Genomic DNA, 16473 nt, shown 5'->3' with positions numbered 1-16473 from the left:
AAAAAGTTGATTTGTTTTAGTTGTAATCGTTAAATCGATTTAACAAATAAACAGTTCAGCAAATAAACATAAAGAGATGTCAAAATTTCAAGTAGACGAGCATGGTTATTACGGACAATTTGGAGGGGCTTATATTCCTGAATTGTTGTATCCAAACGTAAAAGAGTTAGAAGATAATTATTTAGAGATTATCAATTCTGAGGCTTTTCAAAAAGAGTATTTGTATTTATTAAAACAATATGTTGGGAGGCCAACGCCTTTGTATTTGGCACCTAACTTGTCTAAAAAATATGGAGCTCATATTTATTTAAAAAGAGAAGATTTAAATCATACAGGAGCGCACAAGGTAAACAATACTATAGGACAGATTTTAATTGCCAAGCACTTAGGTAAAAAAAGAATTATTGCCGAAACAGGAGCGGGGCAGCACGGTGTGGCAACAGCTACAGTTTGTGCTTTGATGAATTTGGAGTGTATTGTGTTTATGGGAGAAGTGGATATCAAACGCCAAGCTCCAAACGTGGCTCGTATGAAAATGTTAGGAGCAAAAGTAGTGGCGGCAACTAGTGGTTCTAAAACTTTAAAAGATGCTACTAATGAAGCCATTCGTGATTGGATTCAACACCCAGAAGAAACTTATTATTTAATAGGTTCTGTAGTGGGGCCACATCCTTATCCTGATATGGTAGCACGTTTACAAGCTATTATTTCAGAAGAAATGAAATGGCAGTTAAAAGAACAAACTGGAAAAGAAAATCCAGATACAATTATTGCTTGTGTTGGTGGAGGATCTAATGCAGCAGGTGCATTTTATCATTATATGGATGATGAAGAAGTGGCTTTAGTAGCCGTAGAAGCTGCTGGATTGGGAATTAATTCAGGAGAAAGTGCAGCAACCTCTCAGTTAGGACAAGTAGGAGTAATTCATGGATCAAAAACCATTTTAATGCAAGATGAATACGGACAAATTACGGAGCCATATTCAATTTCTGCAGGGTTAGATTATCCTGGAGTAGGACCTTTACATGCACATTTGTTTGAAAGTGGTAGAGGAACTTTTATGAATGCTACTGATCAAGAAGCTTTGGATGCTGCTTTTGAATTAACAGAATTAGAAGGGATTATTCCAGCTTTAGAAAGTTCTCATGCTTTGGCTGTTTTAGGGAAAATGGACTTGAAAAAAGATCAGGTTATTGTGATTAATTTATCGGGTAGAGGAGATAAGGATTTGGAAACTTATATCAACGAATTAGAAAAAAGAGAAGCTAGAAATCATGAGTAAGATCAATCAACTATTTAAAGAAAAGCCTAACAGATTGTGTTCTGTTTATTTTACATCTGGGTATCCAAATTTAAATGATACCACTACTGTAATTAAAGGTTTAGAAGCTGCAGGAGTAGATTTTTTAGAAGTAGGATTGCCTTATTCTGATCCTATGGCAGACGGACCTACTATTCAAGAAAGTAGTTCTGTCGCCTTAAAAAATGGAATTAATTTAGATGTGATTTTTAATCAATTAGAAGAGATTAAAGATGAGGTAAATATTCCTTTAATTGCCATGGGGTATTTTAATCAAGTGGTGAGATATGGAGCTGAAAGATTTTGTCAAAAATGTCAATCTGTTGGTATAGAAACTTTGGTGTTGCCAGATATGCCTATGATAGAATATGAGAACACTTACAAAGCGATGTTTGCAAAATATGGTTTGTCTAATGTATTTTTAATCACGCCTCAAACTTCTGAAGAACGAATTCGTAAAATTGATGAAATGACAGATGCATTTATTTATGTAGTGGCGTCATCATCAATTACTGGAGCCAAAGGAACTATTTCTAATGCTCAGATAGATTATTTTAATAGAATTAAATCATACAACTTAAAAAGTACTTTGATTGCTGGTTTTGGAATTTCTAGTAAAGATACTTTTGACACGGTTTGTAATCATGTAAACGGGGCTATTATTGGTTCTGCTTTTGTAAAGTATATAGGTGCAAATGGAGTTGATAATATTGATGCTTTTGTAAAAGATATTATTGGATAAACATTAAATATTAAAGATAAAAAAGAGGCTGTGGAAACAGCCTCTTTTTTGTTTTATGAAATAATTCTATAGATTTCTTGAATATCATGAAGTTTATCTTCAAAATCAATTTTTAAGTCTATTAGTTTTCCTGAGTGAATATCAAATACCCAACCGTGAACTGTTACATTTCTATCAGCAAAAGCTTTTTGGTACTGAGAAGTTTTAATCACATTTACACATTGCTCTTGAACGTTTAATTCAACCAATCTATTGTATTTTTCGTCTTCGTTTTCAATAGCGTTTAATTCTTTTCTGTGAATTCTGTATACATCTCTAATATTACGCAACCAAGGATTTAAAATGCCTAAATCTTCAGACTGCATAGCAGCTTTTACCCCACCACAATAATAATGACCACAAACCACAACATGATTTACTTTTAAATGAGTTAGTGCGTAATCTATAACAGACATGGCACTTAAATCGGTATTAGGAACCATGTTAGCAATATTTCTGTGGATAAATGCTTCTCCAGGACCAACTCCCATTAATTCTTCAGCAGTTACACGACTGTCTGCACAACCTATATATAAAATCTCTGGGCTTTGTCCTTTAGATAAATCTTTGAAATAATCATTGTTTAATTCTAATTTATTCTTTACCCATTCTTTATTGTTGTCAAATATTTTATTGATATCCATTTGTAAATGTTTAGAAGTTAAATTTAATAAAATCTATTCTTTAATAAGGTTAGATATTAGGTTTTTATAATTTTATAGTGAGGCAATGGCTTCCCTTGTTTGTGTAAATCTAAGTCAATTACTGTTAGTTGGATTTCTTTGTTAGAGGCTTTAATTACAAAGTCTTGAATGATTTCAATAACATCATTATGGATAAACTGTGTTTTGGTTGCGTTGATTTCTACTTTGCTTTTTGCTGGAATTTTATCTAACATTTTTAAGATAGATGCTTTGTTTAAAAAGGTTACATCCTCTGAAAGTTCAATGAAATATGTATGAATTAAACCATCTGTATCTTTTTCTAATAAATATGGAATTTTGTAATTATTTCTTAAAACAACACAAATTGCCACGGTAATTCCCAGTCCAATTCCTATTAACAAATCGGTAGTTACAATTCCTACTATAGTTACAATAAAAGGTAAAAATTGATCCCATCCTTGGTTATACATTTTTTTAAAATTTGAAGGACTTGCCAATTTATAACCTATAATAAGTAAAATTGCAGCCAAAGTAGCTAAAGGTATTTTGTTTAAAAGAGTTGGAATTAATAGGATACTAATAAATAACAAAATTCCATGAAAAATAGTAGAGGCTTTACTTTGTCCACCTGCTTGTTGGTTAGCAGAACTACGAACAATAACTTGAGTTACTGGCAAACCACCAACAATTCCAGCACACATGTTTCCAATTCCTTGGGCAATTAATTCTTTATTGGTAGAGGTTGTTCTTTTTTTAGGATCTTGTTTGTCTGATGCTTCTACACATAACAAAGTCTCTAAACTTGCTACCACGGCAATTACAATGGCTGTAGTATATACTTTTGGGTTTGTTAATCCTGTTCCAAAATCTGGGAAAGTAAAGTTGTTGAAAAACTCTGCAGGAGAAGTAGCAATAGGAATTTTAACTAAAAAATCGTTTTCAATTGGTAAGCTGAATAGTTGAAGTAAAATTCCAACAATTACAGCCAATAAAGCTCCAGGGATAGCTGCTAAAAAACCAATTTTTTGAATGAATCTTGTTTGCCAAAACAATAAAATTCCTAAAGAAATTAAGGTGATAATGGTAACATTTAAATGAATACCATTGCTAATTTCATTAAGAGATGTAATTCCTATAGCATTTGGAATTTGTTTGTAAAAAATTAAAATCCCAATTCCAGCAAGCATTCCTTTGATAACAGAAGAAGGGAAATAATAAGCAATAATTCCAGCTTTTAAAAGCCCCATAATTAATTGTAAAAGTCCAGCAATAATGATAGAAACTAGGAATATTTCAAAACTTCCTAAATCTGATATAGCATGTAGTACAATTACTGCCAAACCAGCTGCGGGTCCACTAACTCCTAAGGCAGAATTGGAAATACTTCCTACAACAATACCTCCAATAATTCCACTTATAATCCCTGAGTATAAAGGAGCTCCAGAAGCCAGTGCAATTCCCAAACACAAGGGAAGTGCTACTAAAAAAACGACTATACTAGCAGAGAAGTCTTTTTTTATATTTTTTTTAAATAAGTAATAATTAACGTTAAATAGTTTCATTTTTTTATGTTTTTAAGCATAACAAGTAATACCCCTCAATTTTAGAATGGGTGTTGTGTTTGTATAGCTTTAGTTAAAGTAATCTGTTAGCTAAAAACGACAAAAAAATCTGGAGGGGGTGTATGTATTTTAAATCGTGGTTTATTAATGTGGAATACACATTGATAAGTGGTTTTTAAAGAAGGGATACAAGCAATATTAAGGATAGCATTTACAGGGTGTAAAAACTTTGAGAAAAGTTCTTTTTCGTTACAGGTATCCTCATCATCTTGTTCTTCTTCCGCAAGTTGACAAGTCTTTTTGGGATTGTTAAGGTTGTCTATGGCAGCTTTTAAAGTAGAAGCAAAAACAACGCAAAACACCATTCCTATCATTATTATGATTTTTGAAAGGCTTGTTTTGCGTTGTTTAGACATATATTTTTTTACTCAATATAATCAAATCCTGTGTAAGGAACCAGTACTTCAGGTATTTTTATTCCATTTGGAGTTTGATAGTTTTCTAAAATAGCAGCCAATACTCTTGGTAATGCTAAAGAACTACCATTTAAAGTATGTGCTAATTGACTTTTTCCTTCGCTATTTTTAAAACGTAATTTTAATCTGTTAGCCTGGAAAGTTTCAAAGTTAGAAACAGAACTAATTTCTAACCATCTGTCTTGACCTGTAGAAAAGACTTCAAAGTCATATGTTAAAGTTGAGGTAAAACCTAAGTCTCCTCCACATAAATTTAAAATTCTATAAGGTAATTTTAATTCTCTTAAAATTCCTTTTACATGATCTACCATTCCGTTTAAAGCATCAGCAGAGTTATCAGGATGTTCAATTTTTATAATTTCTACTTTGTCAAATTGATGTAATCTATTTAGTCCGCGTACATGTGCTCCGTAAGAACCAGCTTCACGTCTAAAACAAGGAGTATAACCTGTTAAACAAATAGGGAAATCATCTTCTTTTAAAAGTTCATCTCTAAAGATATTGGTCATCGGTACTTCTCCAGTAGGAATTAGATATAAATCATCTATGGTGGCATGATACATTTGTCCTTCTTTGTCTGGCAATTGTCCTGTTCCTATTCCAGAAGCTTCGTTTACCAAATGAGGAACTTGAGTTTCTTCATAACCAGCAGCGGTATTCTTGTCTAAAAAGTAGTTGATTAAAGCTCTTTGTAATCTGGCTCCTTTTCCTCTGTAAACTGGAAAACCAGCTCCAGTGATTTTGTTTCCTAATTCAAAATCAATCAAATTGTATTTTTTAGCCAATTCCCAATGAGGTAATGCTTCGGTATGAAGTTTAGGAATATCACCTTCTTCAAAAACAGTTTCGTTATCTTCTTCGGAAGATCCTGCTGGAACAATGCTGTTCGGAATGTTAGGAATGGTATATAATAAGTCTAATAAATCTTGCTCGGCTTTATTAAATGCTTCTTGTAATTCTTTAGCGCTTACTTTTAATTGAGCAGATTTTTCTTTTAAAATATTTGCTTTTTGTGCTTCGCCAGATTTGTATAGTATTCCAATCTCTTTGTTTAAAGAGTTAGATTCTGCTAAAATTGTATCAAGTTTAGCTTGAGTGCTTCTTTTTAATTCGTCAGTAGCAATTACTTCTTCAATAATTGCTTCGGCATTTTTAAAATTTCGCTTGGCCAAACCTATTAATACCTGTTCTTTATTTTCTCTAATAAAAGGGACTTGTAACATACCTATAATAATATTTGCAACAAAGTTAAACTTTCCGTTGAAACACAGAAACAATCTTTTGTTTAAGATGCGTTGCTAGATGTAATTGTTTGTAAGTAATCTAAGCTGTCTTTTTTGTCTTTTTCCAGCTGTTCTTTAAGGCCGTCAACAGACTTAAAGTTTTGTTCATCTCTTAAGAATTGTAAGAATTCAATTTTAATTTCATCACCATAAATATCTGTGTTAAAATCAAAAAGATGAGCTTCAATAGTTTTGTTTTTTCCACTTACAGTAGGTCTATTACCTATATTTAACATTCCGTAGTAAATATTTTCTTTGTGTGTAGCTCTTACAATATAAGCTCCATTTTTAGGAGTTAACTTATATACTTGTGGAATTTCTATATTGGCTGTAGGAAATCCGATGGTGTTTCCTAATTGTTGTCCTTTAACCACTATTCCATGAATAAAAAATGGAGTGGTTAAAAATTCGCTTGCGGTTTTAATGTCGCCAGATTGTAAAGCTGTTCTAATTTTAGTAGAACTAACAGCAGTATTGTTAATATCTTGAGCTTTGATTTCTTTAATGTTAAAATCAAAAGTGTGACTATATTCTTTTAACTGTTCAAAATCACCTTCTCTGTTTTTTCCAAAACGATGATCGTAACCAACGACCAATTCTTTTACATTTAATTGATTGACCAAAACATCTCTTACAAAATCAAAAGCACCAAGGTTAGAAAATTCTTTATCAAAAGGATGAATGACTAAATAATCCAAATCAGTTTTTGATAAAATTTCGATACGTTCTTCTATAGTGTTAATAAGTTTTATAGAGTTGTTAGCCTGAATAACCATTCTAGGATGTGGAAAAAAAGTAAGTAAAACAGATTTTAATCCTTTCTTTTTTGACTCAGAAATAAGCTGGTCTAAGATTTTTCTGTGACCTACATGAACGCCATCAAAAGTTCCTATAGTAACTACAGTATTGATGTTCTCTGGAAAATTATGATAGTTGTGAATTACTTGCAAATTCAAAATATTTGACAGCAAATTTAAGAATACTATTTTAAAATCAATATCGATGAATAGATAAATAACGACATCTATTTTATGAGATAATAATTAAGGCCTTTGCATATGTTTATTTTTTGTATTTTAGGTTAAACTTTATTTTATAACTAAAGCTATGAGAACTATATATTTATTTTTTATAATGATGTTGTTTTGTGTTAATTTCTATGCTCAGCAGACCATTCATATAAAAGGAAAGGTTGTTGAAGAGAAAAATGGAAAACCAATAACAACAGCAACAATAATGGTTATGGGGTCTTCCGAACTAGCGATTACAGATGCTAAAGGGGGATTTGTTTTAGAACTATCTCAATCACTTCCTGTAGAAATTATTGTAAATGCTTTGGGTTTTAATGACTATAAGTATATTATTACTCAAAGAGAAGAAAACATAACTATAAAATTAAAAGAAGGAGTAACTAGTTTAGATGCTATAGTTCTTTCTGCATCAAGAACACCGGAAAGTGTTTTCGAATCTCCCGTTTCTATAGAACGTATGGGAACAAAAGAAATAGAGAATACCACATCTGCTACTTTTTATGATGGATTAGAAAATTTAAAAGGAGTTGATGTAAATACAAGTAGTTTAACCTTTAAGTCTATTAATACCCGTGGTTTTGCTACTTTTTCTAACACGCGTTTTGTGCAATTGGTTGATGGAATGGATAACTCATCTCCAGGATTAAACTTTCCTTTAGGAAACTTAATTGGTTTAAATGAATTAGATGTTCAATCGGTTGAATTGTTACCTGGAGCTTCTTCTGCCTTATACGGAGCAAATGCTTTTAATGGAATTTTATTCATGCGTAGTAAGAGTCCTTTTAAGCAAGAGGGAACTAGTGTGTATGGAAAAACTGGAGTTACTTCTTCAGGAAATGCTGGGGTAAATGAATATGTAGATGTAGGAGTTAGGGTTGCTAAAAAAGTAACAGATCAATTTGCGGTTAAGTTTACAAGTTCTTTGTTAAAAGCAACAGATTGGTTTGCAACAGATAAAAGGAATATTGATGGTGATGGTAAGATTATAGAAGGAACCAGATACAATAGCACTAATGATGATTATAATGGAATAAATGTATACGGTGATGAATTTACAAATCCTACAGACTTAGGCTTTGGAAAAGTATCAAGAACAGGATATGATGAACAAAGTGTTATAAACCCTGATACCGATAGTTTTAGAGCGGCCTTGTCTATGCATTGGAAACCCTTTAAGAATAATGATGATACAGAAATTATTTACAGTAGTAAGTTTGGAACAGGAAATACAATTTATCAAGGAGCTAGTAGGTATGCGTTGCGTAATTTCATCATGCATCAACACAAATTAGAATTACAATCTAAACACTTAATGTTGCGCAGTTATGTAACTATTGAAAATGCTGGAGATTCTTATGATATCCGTTTTGCCGGAATTAATACTCTTAGATCAGAAAATGCTGCAACAAGGGCTTATAATCAGGCAAACAACACAAATCTTACTGTTGATGAGTTATGGTTTGGAACTTATGGGCAAGTATACGGAAATGCGTTAGGAGGAGGAGCTTCGGAATCTGAAGCTAGAATAGCGGCAAGAAACATGGCAGATGCTTCTTTTAGGACAGATCCTAATAGTGCAGAATTTAGATCTATTTTTAATTCAGTAATTAAAAATCCTGACTTAACACAAGGAGCAAAGTTTGTAGATAGCTCAAGATTATACCATACAGATATCAATTATAATTTTCATGAATTGATTGAATTTGCAGAATTGCAAATAGGAGGTTCTGCTAGAAGATACATGTTAAATTCTAATGGAACAATTTTTACAGATCCAACAGATGGAACCATCACTTATGATGAATTTGGTATTTATACCCAATTGCAAAAAAAGGCAATGGATGATAGATTAAAGTTAACCGGGTCTATTCGTTATGACAAAGCCAAAAATTTTGATGGTAATTTTTCTCCAAGATTATCTGTTTCGTTTAGTCCAGATGAAGAGAAGAATCATATTTTTAGAGCTTCTTATCAAACAGGATTTAGAAATCCAACCACTCAAGATCAATATGTTGGGCTTAATTTAGGAAATACTATTTTAATCGGTTCTGCACCAGACAACCCAATGAGGTACAATAAAACTTTTAGTGTTGATTCCCCTGCAGGTCAATCTGCTGTTGGAGGGGCTAGTGTTAATTTTAATGGATTACAGGGGTATAATAATTCTTTTACAAGATCTTCTGTTGAAGCTTTTGGAGCAGCGGTTCAGCAAAGGGCTACAGAAATTGTGGTAAATTCTGGAGGAACAGTTTCTCCAAGTGATGCAAAAAAACAAGCTGCTGCTGAGAACGTAGGTTTGTTAAAGAAATCAAATGTAAACTATGTAAAACCAGAACAAGTAACTTCTTATGAATTAGGGTATAGAGGTAAATTAGGTAAGAATGTGGTGGTAGATTTAAGTGCATATTATAATAAGTATAAAGACTTTATTTCTATAGTAACTACAGTTTCTCCTTTGTATGGGAATGTTTCTGCGGTTGTAGGTCCTGCTGAAGTAAGTGGTGATGTTAATACTCAATTATTACTAAATTCAATAGGTGAAGGAGAATATACACCCACTTCTTTATACACTAACACAGATGCAGATATTGCTTCTTATGGAGCGAATATTGGTATTGAAGCAAAAGTATTTGGGAATTATGATTTTGGAATTAACTATAGCTATGCAAAGCAAGACTTTGATCAATCACAAGATCCAGATTTTGAAACTAGTTTTAATACACCAGAGCATAAAGTAAAAGTGTCGTTTGGGAATTCAAATTTATATAAAGGTTTAGGATTTGGAATCAATGCACGTTGGCAAGATGCTTTCTATTGGGAGTCAACTTTTGTTGATGGTCAAATAGATGCTAGAGCTTTATTAGATGCACAGCTAACGTATGATATCAAAAAGTGGAATTCAGCAATAAAAATAGGAGGAGCGAATATTTTAGGAGATGAATATGAGGCTGCACCAGGAGCAGGAACAATTGGTTCTCAGTTTTATGGTTCTTGGACCTATAATTTCTAGCTTTTTTAAAATAAAAATGCAAATTACTCTAGCAATTTAAATTATAATTAATAACAGCTCTATTTTTTTATGAAATGAGTTGTAGGCATTGATAAAAAAATTATCTTTGCAAACACTTAATTCAGACTGATTGAATTGAGGAAAAACTAGAAATTAAATTCTTTTAATAGTACAAAAATGTCTAAAACAACAGGAAAAATCGCTCAAATTATTGGACCAGTAATTGATGTTGCTTTCGAAACTGGGACTGAGCTTCCAAAAATTTACGATTCTTTATTAATTAATCGAGCTAATGGTAGTACGTTAGTCTTAGAGGTTGAACAACACATAGGTGAAGGTACTGTAAGATGTATTGCAATGGATTCTTCTGATGGATTATCAAGAGGTCAAGAAGTAATAGTTACTGGAGTGCCTATTAAAGTTCCTGTTGGAGATAACATCTACGGACGTTTATTTAATGTAAGTGGTGATCCTATTGATGGTTTACCAGCATTGCCAACTGATGGTGATAATGGTTTGCCAATTCACCGTGCAGCACCAAAATTTGAAGACTTATCAGTTTCTACTGAAGTTTTATTTACAGGTATTAAAGTAATTGACTTAATTGAGCCTTATGCAAAAGGAGGTAAAATTGGTTTATTCGGAGGTGCTGGAGTAGGTAAAACAGTATTGATTCAGGAGTTAATTAACAACATTGCAAAAGGACACGGAGGTTTATCTGTATTTGCAGGAGTTGGTGAAAGAACTCGTGAAGGAAACGATTTAATGCGTGAAATGATTGAGGCTGGAATTATCTCTTATGGAGAGGCATTTGAGCATTCAATGGAGCAAGGTGGTTGGGATCTTGAAAAGATCGACCAAGAAAAAATGAAAGAATCTAAGGTAACATTTGTATTCGGACAAATGAATGAACCACCTGGTGCACGTGCTCGTGTTGCCTTATCTGGTTTAACAATTGCTGAATATTTCCGTGACGGAGCTGGACAAGGTGAAGGACATGGAAAAGACGTGTTATTCTTCGTAGATAATATTTTCCGTTTTACTCAAGCGGGTTCTGAGGTATCTGCCTTATTAGGTCGTATGCCATCAGCGGTAGGATACCAACCAACATTAGCAACTGAAATGGGAGCTATGCAGGAGCGTATTACATCAACAAAAACAGGATCTATTACATCTGTGCAAGCGGTTTACGTACCTGCGGATGATTTAACTGACCCTGCACCAGCAACAACGTTTGCTCACTTAGATGCAACTACAGTATTGTCTCGTAAAATTGCTGAGTTAGGTATTTATCCAGCAGTTGACCCGTTAGATTCTACTTCTAGAATTTTAACAGCAGATATTTTAGGAAAAGAACACTATGACTGTGCTCAAAACGTAAAAGAGTTATTACAGCGTTATAAAGAATTACAAGATATCATTGCTATTTTAGGGATGGAAGAATTATCTGAAGACGATAAATTAGTAGTTCACAGAGCTCGTAGAGCACAACGTTTCTTATCTCAGCCTTTCCACGTAGCGGAGCAGTTTACAGGTATTCCTGGGGTGTTGGTTGATATTAAAGATACAATCAAAGGATTCAACATGATTATGAATGGTGAATTAGATAAATATCCTGAAGCAGCATTTAACTTAAAAGGATCTATCCAAGATGCGATTGATGCTGGAGAGAAAATGTTAGCAGAAGCATAAATAAGTGATCAGTTGCCAGTAAGCCGTTAGCAGTTTGCTACTGAGTACTGAATACTGTAAACTGAAAACTATAAAAATATGTATTTAGAAATAGTATCACCAGAAGCTGTGTTGTTCTCTTCAAGAGTAGATTCAGTAACAGTTCCTGGAACTCAAGGAGAGTTTCAAATGTTGAATAATCACGCACCAATTGTTTCTGTATTGAACAAAGGGACTGTGAAAATTCACGTTCATACTCAAGAACACTTAGAGTTAGATAATTTATCTGGTATTATTGAGCCACATGCTGATGACGATAAAGTTTTAACTTTACAAATCAAAAGTGGAACAATTGAAATGAAAGATAATAAAGTTATCATTCTAGCAGATTAATTTATCTAATCAAAATATAAAAAAACGCTACCTAGACTTAGGTAGCGTTTTTTGTTTTTATATTATACGAGATTTGTTTTACTATAATTATAATTAGCAAGGTGAAGTGGTTAAGACTTGCAAAGGCTTGTGATGTTGATGTTTACTCTGAAATTTTATACTTTGAAAATTTAAGATAAATAGGAGCTAAATTTAATCAACCATAACATTTTATAAAACTTATATTTTTTTAGAAAAAAGAACAATTTGTTCTTCTTTTTTATTGGTAGTAAAAAATAGATAAATATCTCCACCGTCTTTAATGCCTGTTTTTTTACGAATATTGGCTACGCTTTCTTTAAAATTTCTTGTGGTAATATTTGCTTTTTTTTGAGGCAATTTTTTTAAAAGTTCTTTTTTATTGTAGGATAAAACTTCTAAGATTTCAAATTGTCTTCCAGGAAAATCAATAAGATCGTCAGAAGTATACAAATGAGAATGTTGATGTAATTTTCCTAGGTTAAATTGATTTGCAACCACCGAAAATCCGCCTGATTTTAAAATAGCACTGTTTGGTTCGTATAAATATTTTAATGGCAGAGAAAGTTTGTAATCGTAATCTTGTTGATAGATAAATTCAAAACTTTGTTCTTCTCTTCCTAAGTTAGATGCTTTGATGGTGATTTTTTCTGTATAATCTTTTTCTATAAAAACTAAGACTTCTTTGACTTCATTGAACAAAGCTATGATGTGAATTTCTTTTACAAATTGTAACTCTTGGATACAACTTGTAATGTCCATTAAAGGAGAATTTTTGATTAAAATTTGAGAACTCTTTTTTAACAAATCACTTAAGTGCAAAGGAACGTTGGGCAAGCAATCTTCTAGTAAAAATACCTTTCCTTTTACATCGTTTCTTCTAGAAGGGTCTATGTAAATCCAATCGTAAGTTTTATTGTTGTTAATAATGTAATCAATTCCATTTCCATCAACAGTACTAATATTTTGAACTTTAAGTTGCTGAAGATTATGATTCACAATTGCAGATAAATCACTGTTCAATTCACAATGAGTAACCGATTTAAAATGTTTGGAAAAAGCATAACAATCAACACCAAAACCACCTGTTACATCAATAATACTACTTCCTTTAATTAAAGAGCTTTTAAAGATTGCAGTAGCTTCTGAGGAGGTTTGTTCTATATTTATTTTGGTTGGATAATAAATATTAGTTGTGTTAAACCAGCTAGGTAGTTTTTTATCACATCTTTTTTTAGCCTCAATTTGTTCAATAAGTTCAGGAGTAGAAACTCCCTTAAACGGACTTCCTTTTAACACCAATTTAGTGATGTCTGCATGTAGGTTCTGTGCTATAAAATCTTGAACCTCTTTTTGTAAAATAGCTTTGTTCAAACTAAAAATCTTTGGTCAGTAATTTTACTGCTTTATACTTGTTAAAAAATTCTTTGGCAATAACTTTTAAAGCGGTGTAAACAGGAATAGAAATTACCATTCCTAAAATTCCGAACAGACTTCCAAAAATCATAATGATTAAGAAAATTTCTAAAGGATGTGATTTTACACTTTTTGAAAATATTATAGGTTGACTAATAAAATTGTCTATCAATTGTGCTATTCCATATCCAATCATAATATACATCGTGTTTGGTAAAATTTCTGATTGAAAATCTAAATCTAAATTATTTGTGGTAGCTAAAATAAACATAACAACAGCTCCAATTAAAGGTCCTAAGTAAGGAATAAGATTAAATAATGCACATAAAAACGCAATAATAATAGGGTTTTCAATATCAAAAACAGTAAGTATCAGGGTGTATATACAAAACAATACACTAATTTGAATGACCAATCCGATGAAGTAACGAGACAATAAATCTTTAATGGTTTCTATTGATCTTACTGCATGAATTAGGTGGTTGTTAGGGATAAAAATAAAAGTTCCTCTTGATAGAATTTTAGCATCTAACATAAAGAAAAAGGTGATAAATAATACGGAAAATAAGCCCATACTAAAAGAACCTAATTTGGCTAACACAACATTAATAATATTAGGAATGTTTGTTACTCCTGGTAAAATATCAATATTTTTTGTTTTTTCTAAAATATCAATATTATGAATTAATAAATACTCATTGACTTCGTTGCTAATATGACTGATGTTCTTTTTGAAGGTGTCGGAGTTTAATAGGGCAATGTTTTCACTTTGCTTACTAATTAACGGAGCAAATAGGTTGATGACAACTCCAATAAAAAGACAGTAGATTAGAATGGTAGTAATTACTGCTAGACTGTTTTTAAATTTTAGCTTTTGTCTAAAAAACCGAATAATAGGTCTAGAAATTAAAGCCAATACAGCTGAAATTAGTATGTAAACAATAATGGTCTGTATTTGTATAAAAAACCAAATTAAAGCAGCTATTCCTGCAAGAATTCCAATGGTTCTTAAAAGTCCGTTACTAATTATTTTTGCTGTCATATTTTTTTAGGTATGATAATGAAAATACTTCCAGTTCTTTAAAAAAGGCAGTAAAATCTTCCTCAAAAATAGTGTAATTCTCTTTAAGGTCTACAATGGCTTCATTCATTTTAGATTGTCCTTTGGTTCTTATATTCATATCATGAAGAATACTCGTAATTCCGTGAATGGTTCTGTAACTATACAACCAATTTTGGTTAGACATATAAGGAAGCAAATGTTTGGCTCTGTCTGGGAGAATTTCAAAGTTTTTAAATAACAAAGCGTAAATTTCTTGACTAAAAGTATCTAGTGGAGTAGTAGAATATTGTTGCCAGTTTTTGGCTAAAAAATGATCGTAAATAATGTCGATAATCACTCCTTTATACAATCGGTATTTTTCATCAAGTCTTCTTTTACTTTGTCTAAAAATGGGATGCTCATCGGTAAAAACATCAATGGCTCTATGCATTCTTATACCAAATTGAATTTTCTCAGAATAGTGTTGAAATTGGTTTCCTTTGATCGTATCAGCTATAAAATTACCGATGATGATTTCTTCATCAGTCTTGGCTAAATACAAATGTGCAAGGAAATTCATAAGGAAATTTTTTATAGGGAAGTTAATAAAAAAAGGCGTTTCACATGAATGGGAAACGCCTTTTGAATATAGATAGTATAGTTTAGTTGCTTAACATTACAGGCATTACTAACATGGTAATTTCTTCTCCTTCTTCGGTACCATCAGCAGGAGTTAAAATTCCAGCTCTGTTTGGTAAAGACATTTCTAATTGTACGTTGTCTGATGCCAAGTTGTTTAACATTTCTGTTAAAAAACGAGAATTGAAACCAATTTCTAAATCGTCTCCTTGATAATCACAATTTAAACGTTCGTTGGCTTTGTTAGAAAAATCAATGTCTTCTGCAGAAATATTTAATTCTGTTCCTGCCATTTTTAAACGAATTTGATGTGTTGTTTTGCTAGAGAAAATAGACACACGTTTGGTTGAGTTTAAAAAAGAACCTCTTGAAATGGTTAATTTGTTTGGGTTTTCTTTAGGGATTACCGCATTGTAATTAGGGTATTTTCCATCAATCAATCTACATGTTAAAGTTACATTGTCAAAAGTAAACTTTGCGTTAGATTCGTTGTATGAAATAGAAACTTCTGCATCAGAAGTCGCTAAAATTCCTTTTAAAATATTCAAAGGTTTTTTAGGCATGATAAATTCTGCTACCTCATCAGCTTTTACATCTGTACGAGTGTATTTTACCAATTTGTGAGCATCTGTAGCAACAAAAGTTAAGTTTTCTGTTCCAAACTGAAAGAATACTCCACTCATTACAGGTCTTAAATCATCGTTACCAGCAGCAAAAATAGTTTTAGAAATAGCGTTTGCTAATACATTTGCAGGTACAACTGTAGTGCTAGGATTTTCTAAAGAAACCGCTTTTGGAAAATCACTTCCTTCAAAAAATGGCATTCCGTAATTTCCTTGTTCAGAAGTAATTTCAACTTCACTATTTCCTTCAATTTTAAAAGTCAATGGTTGGTTAGGAAGTGTTTTTAAAGTGTCTAATAAAATTCTTGAAGGAACGGCAATAGATCCCTCACTATCAGACTGTACCTCGATAGTAGTAGACATGGTTGTCTCTAAATCTGAAGCAGATATTTTTAGTTCGTTTTCGCTTAATTCAAATAAGAAATTATCTAAAATAGGTAAGGTGCTGCTTGCGCTAATAACACCGCTTAAAACTTGCAACTGTTTTAACAATTGTGAGCTTGAGACTATAAATTTCATATGGTTATGTTGTATGGAATAATACTTTAAATATAGTAGCTAAT

At 32.1% G+C, this 16473-nt stretch carries 14 protein-coding genes; 5 read left to right on the top strand and 9 right to left on the bottom strand.

Annotated features, from left to right (window positions below; translation table 11 throughout):
* The first annotated feature begins 76 nt into the window (after window positions 1-76).
* Together trpB and trpA are read left to right on the top strand one after the other, a co-directional pair.
* Window positions 77-1282: a tryptophan synthase subunit beta gene (trpB, locus tag BUB70_RS01135; RefSeq protein WP_073117848.1), complete on the top strand. Its 1206-nt coding sequence runs from the start codon at window positions 77-79 to the stop codon at window positions 1280-1282.
* Window positions 1275-2042 (top strand): tryptophan synthase subunit alpha, encoded by a 768-nt coding sequence (gene trpA, locus BUB70_RS01130; protein WP_073117847.1) that lies wholly within the window; start codon window positions 1275-1277, stop codon window positions 2040-2042. Before trpB ends, trpA begins: the two co-directional genes overlap by 8 nt.
* Before the next feature lie 53 nt (window positions 2043-2095).
* On the opposite strand, the gene BUB70_RS01125 is transcribed toward trpA, so the two are convergent.
* The 5 genes from BUB70_RS01125 to BUB70_RS01105 form a co-directional block, all read right to left on the bottom strand.
* Window positions 2096-2725 carry a carbonic anhydrase gene (locus BUB70_RS01125; RefSeq protein WP_073117846.1) on the bottom strand — a complete coding sequence of 210 codons (630 nt, stop codon included), beginning with the start codon at window positions 2723-2725 and terminating at the stop codon, window positions 2096-2098.
* Between the two features lie 56 nt (window positions 2726-2781).
* The gene (locus tag BUB70_RS01120; protein ID WP_073117845.1) at window positions 2782-4308 is read right to left on the bottom strand and encodes a SulP family inorganic anion transporter; all 1527 of its coding nucleotides are present in this window, start codon (window positions 4306-4308) and stop codon (window positions 2782-2784) included.
* A gap of 86 nt (window positions 4309-4394) precedes the next feature.
* Window positions 4395-4724, bottom strand: a complete 330-nt coding sequence (locus tag BUB70_RS01115) for a hypothetical protein (protein WP_073117844.1) — start codon at window positions 4722-4724, stop codon at window positions 4395-4397.
* Between the two features lie 8 nt (window positions 4725-4732).
* Window positions 4733-6007 (bottom strand): serine--tRNA ligase, encoded by a 1275-nt coding sequence (serS, locus tag BUB70_RS01110; protein ID WP_073117843.1) that lies wholly within the window; start codon window positions 6005-6007, stop codon window positions 4733-4735.
* A 62-nt stretch (window positions 6008-6069) separates the two neighbouring features.
* Window positions 6070-7017, bottom strand: a complete 948-nt coding sequence (locus BUB70_RS01105; protein WP_073117842.1) for a bifunctional riboflavin kinase/FAD synthetase — start codon at window positions 7015-7017, stop codon at window positions 6070-6072.
* Window positions 7018-7174: 157 nt separating this feature from the next.
* On the opposite strand from BUB70_RS01105, the gene BUB70_RS01100 reads away from it, so the two are divergent.
* The 3 genes from BUB70_RS01100 to BUB70_RS01090 all read left to right on the top strand — a co-directional run bounded on the left by BUB70_RS01100 (window position 7175) and on the right by BUB70_RS01090 (window position 12172).
* The gene (locus BUB70_RS01100) at window positions 7175-10108 is read left to right on the top strand and encodes a TonB-dependent receptor (RefSeq protein WP_073117841.1); all 2934 of its coding nucleotides are present in this window, start codon (window positions 7175-7177) and stop codon (window positions 10106-10108) included.
* Window positions 10109-10285: 177 nt separating this feature from the next.
* Window positions 10286-11800, top strand: coding sequence for a F0F1 ATP synthase subunit beta (atpD, locus tag BUB70_RS01095; RefSeq protein ID WP_073117840.1), 1515 nt, complete (start codon window positions 10286-10288; stop codon window positions 11798-11800).
* Window positions 11801-11878: 78 nt separating this feature from the next.
* A complete protein-coding gene (locus tag BUB70_RS01090) occupies window positions 11879-12172 on the top strand; it encodes a F0F1 ATP synthase subunit delta/epsilon (RefSeq protein ID WP_073117839.1) in 294 nt (97 codons plus the stop codon).
* A 219-nt stretch (window positions 12173-12391) separates the two neighbouring features.
* On the opposite strand, the gene BUB70_RS01085 is transcribed toward BUB70_RS01090, so the two are convergent.
* From BUB70_RS01085 to dnaN, 4 genes are all read right to left on the bottom strand, one after another.
* Window positions 12392-13564, bottom strand: coding sequence for a THUMP-like domain-containing protein (locus tag BUB70_RS01085; protein ID WP_073117838.1), 1173 nt, complete (start codon window positions 13562-13564; stop codon window positions 12392-12394).
* A 1-nt stretch (window position 13565) separates the two neighbouring features.
* Window positions 13566-14648, bottom strand: coding sequence for an AI-2E family transporter (locus BUB70_RS01080; RefSeq protein ID WP_073117837.1), 1083 nt, complete (start codon window positions 14646-14648; stop codon window positions 13566-13568).
* Window positions 14629-15228: an acyl carrier protein phosphodiesterase gene (locus BUB70_RS01075; RefSeq protein WP_073117836.1), complete on the bottom strand. Its 600-nt coding sequence runs from the start codon at window positions 15226-15228 to the stop codon at window positions 14629-14631. The genes BUB70_RS01080 and BUB70_RS01075 overlap by 20 nt, the downstream gene beginning before the upstream one ends.
* 82 nt (window positions 15229-15310) lie before the next feature.
* A complete protein-coding gene (gene dnaN, locus BUB70_RS01070; protein WP_073117835.1) occupies window positions 15311-16429 on the bottom strand; it encodes a DNA polymerase III subunit beta in 1119 nt (372 codons plus the stop codon).
* Window positions 16430-16473 lie beyond the last annotated feature (44 nt).

The organism is Wenyingzhuangia marina, from assembly GCF_900130035.1.
Classification (GTDB): Bacteria; Bacteroidota; Bacteroidia; order Flavobacteriales; family Flavobacteriaceae; genus Wenyingzhuangia; species Wenyingzhuangia marina.
Note: the sequence above shows the minus strand (reverse complement) of the source record. Positions and strands in the feature narration are given on the sequence as shown.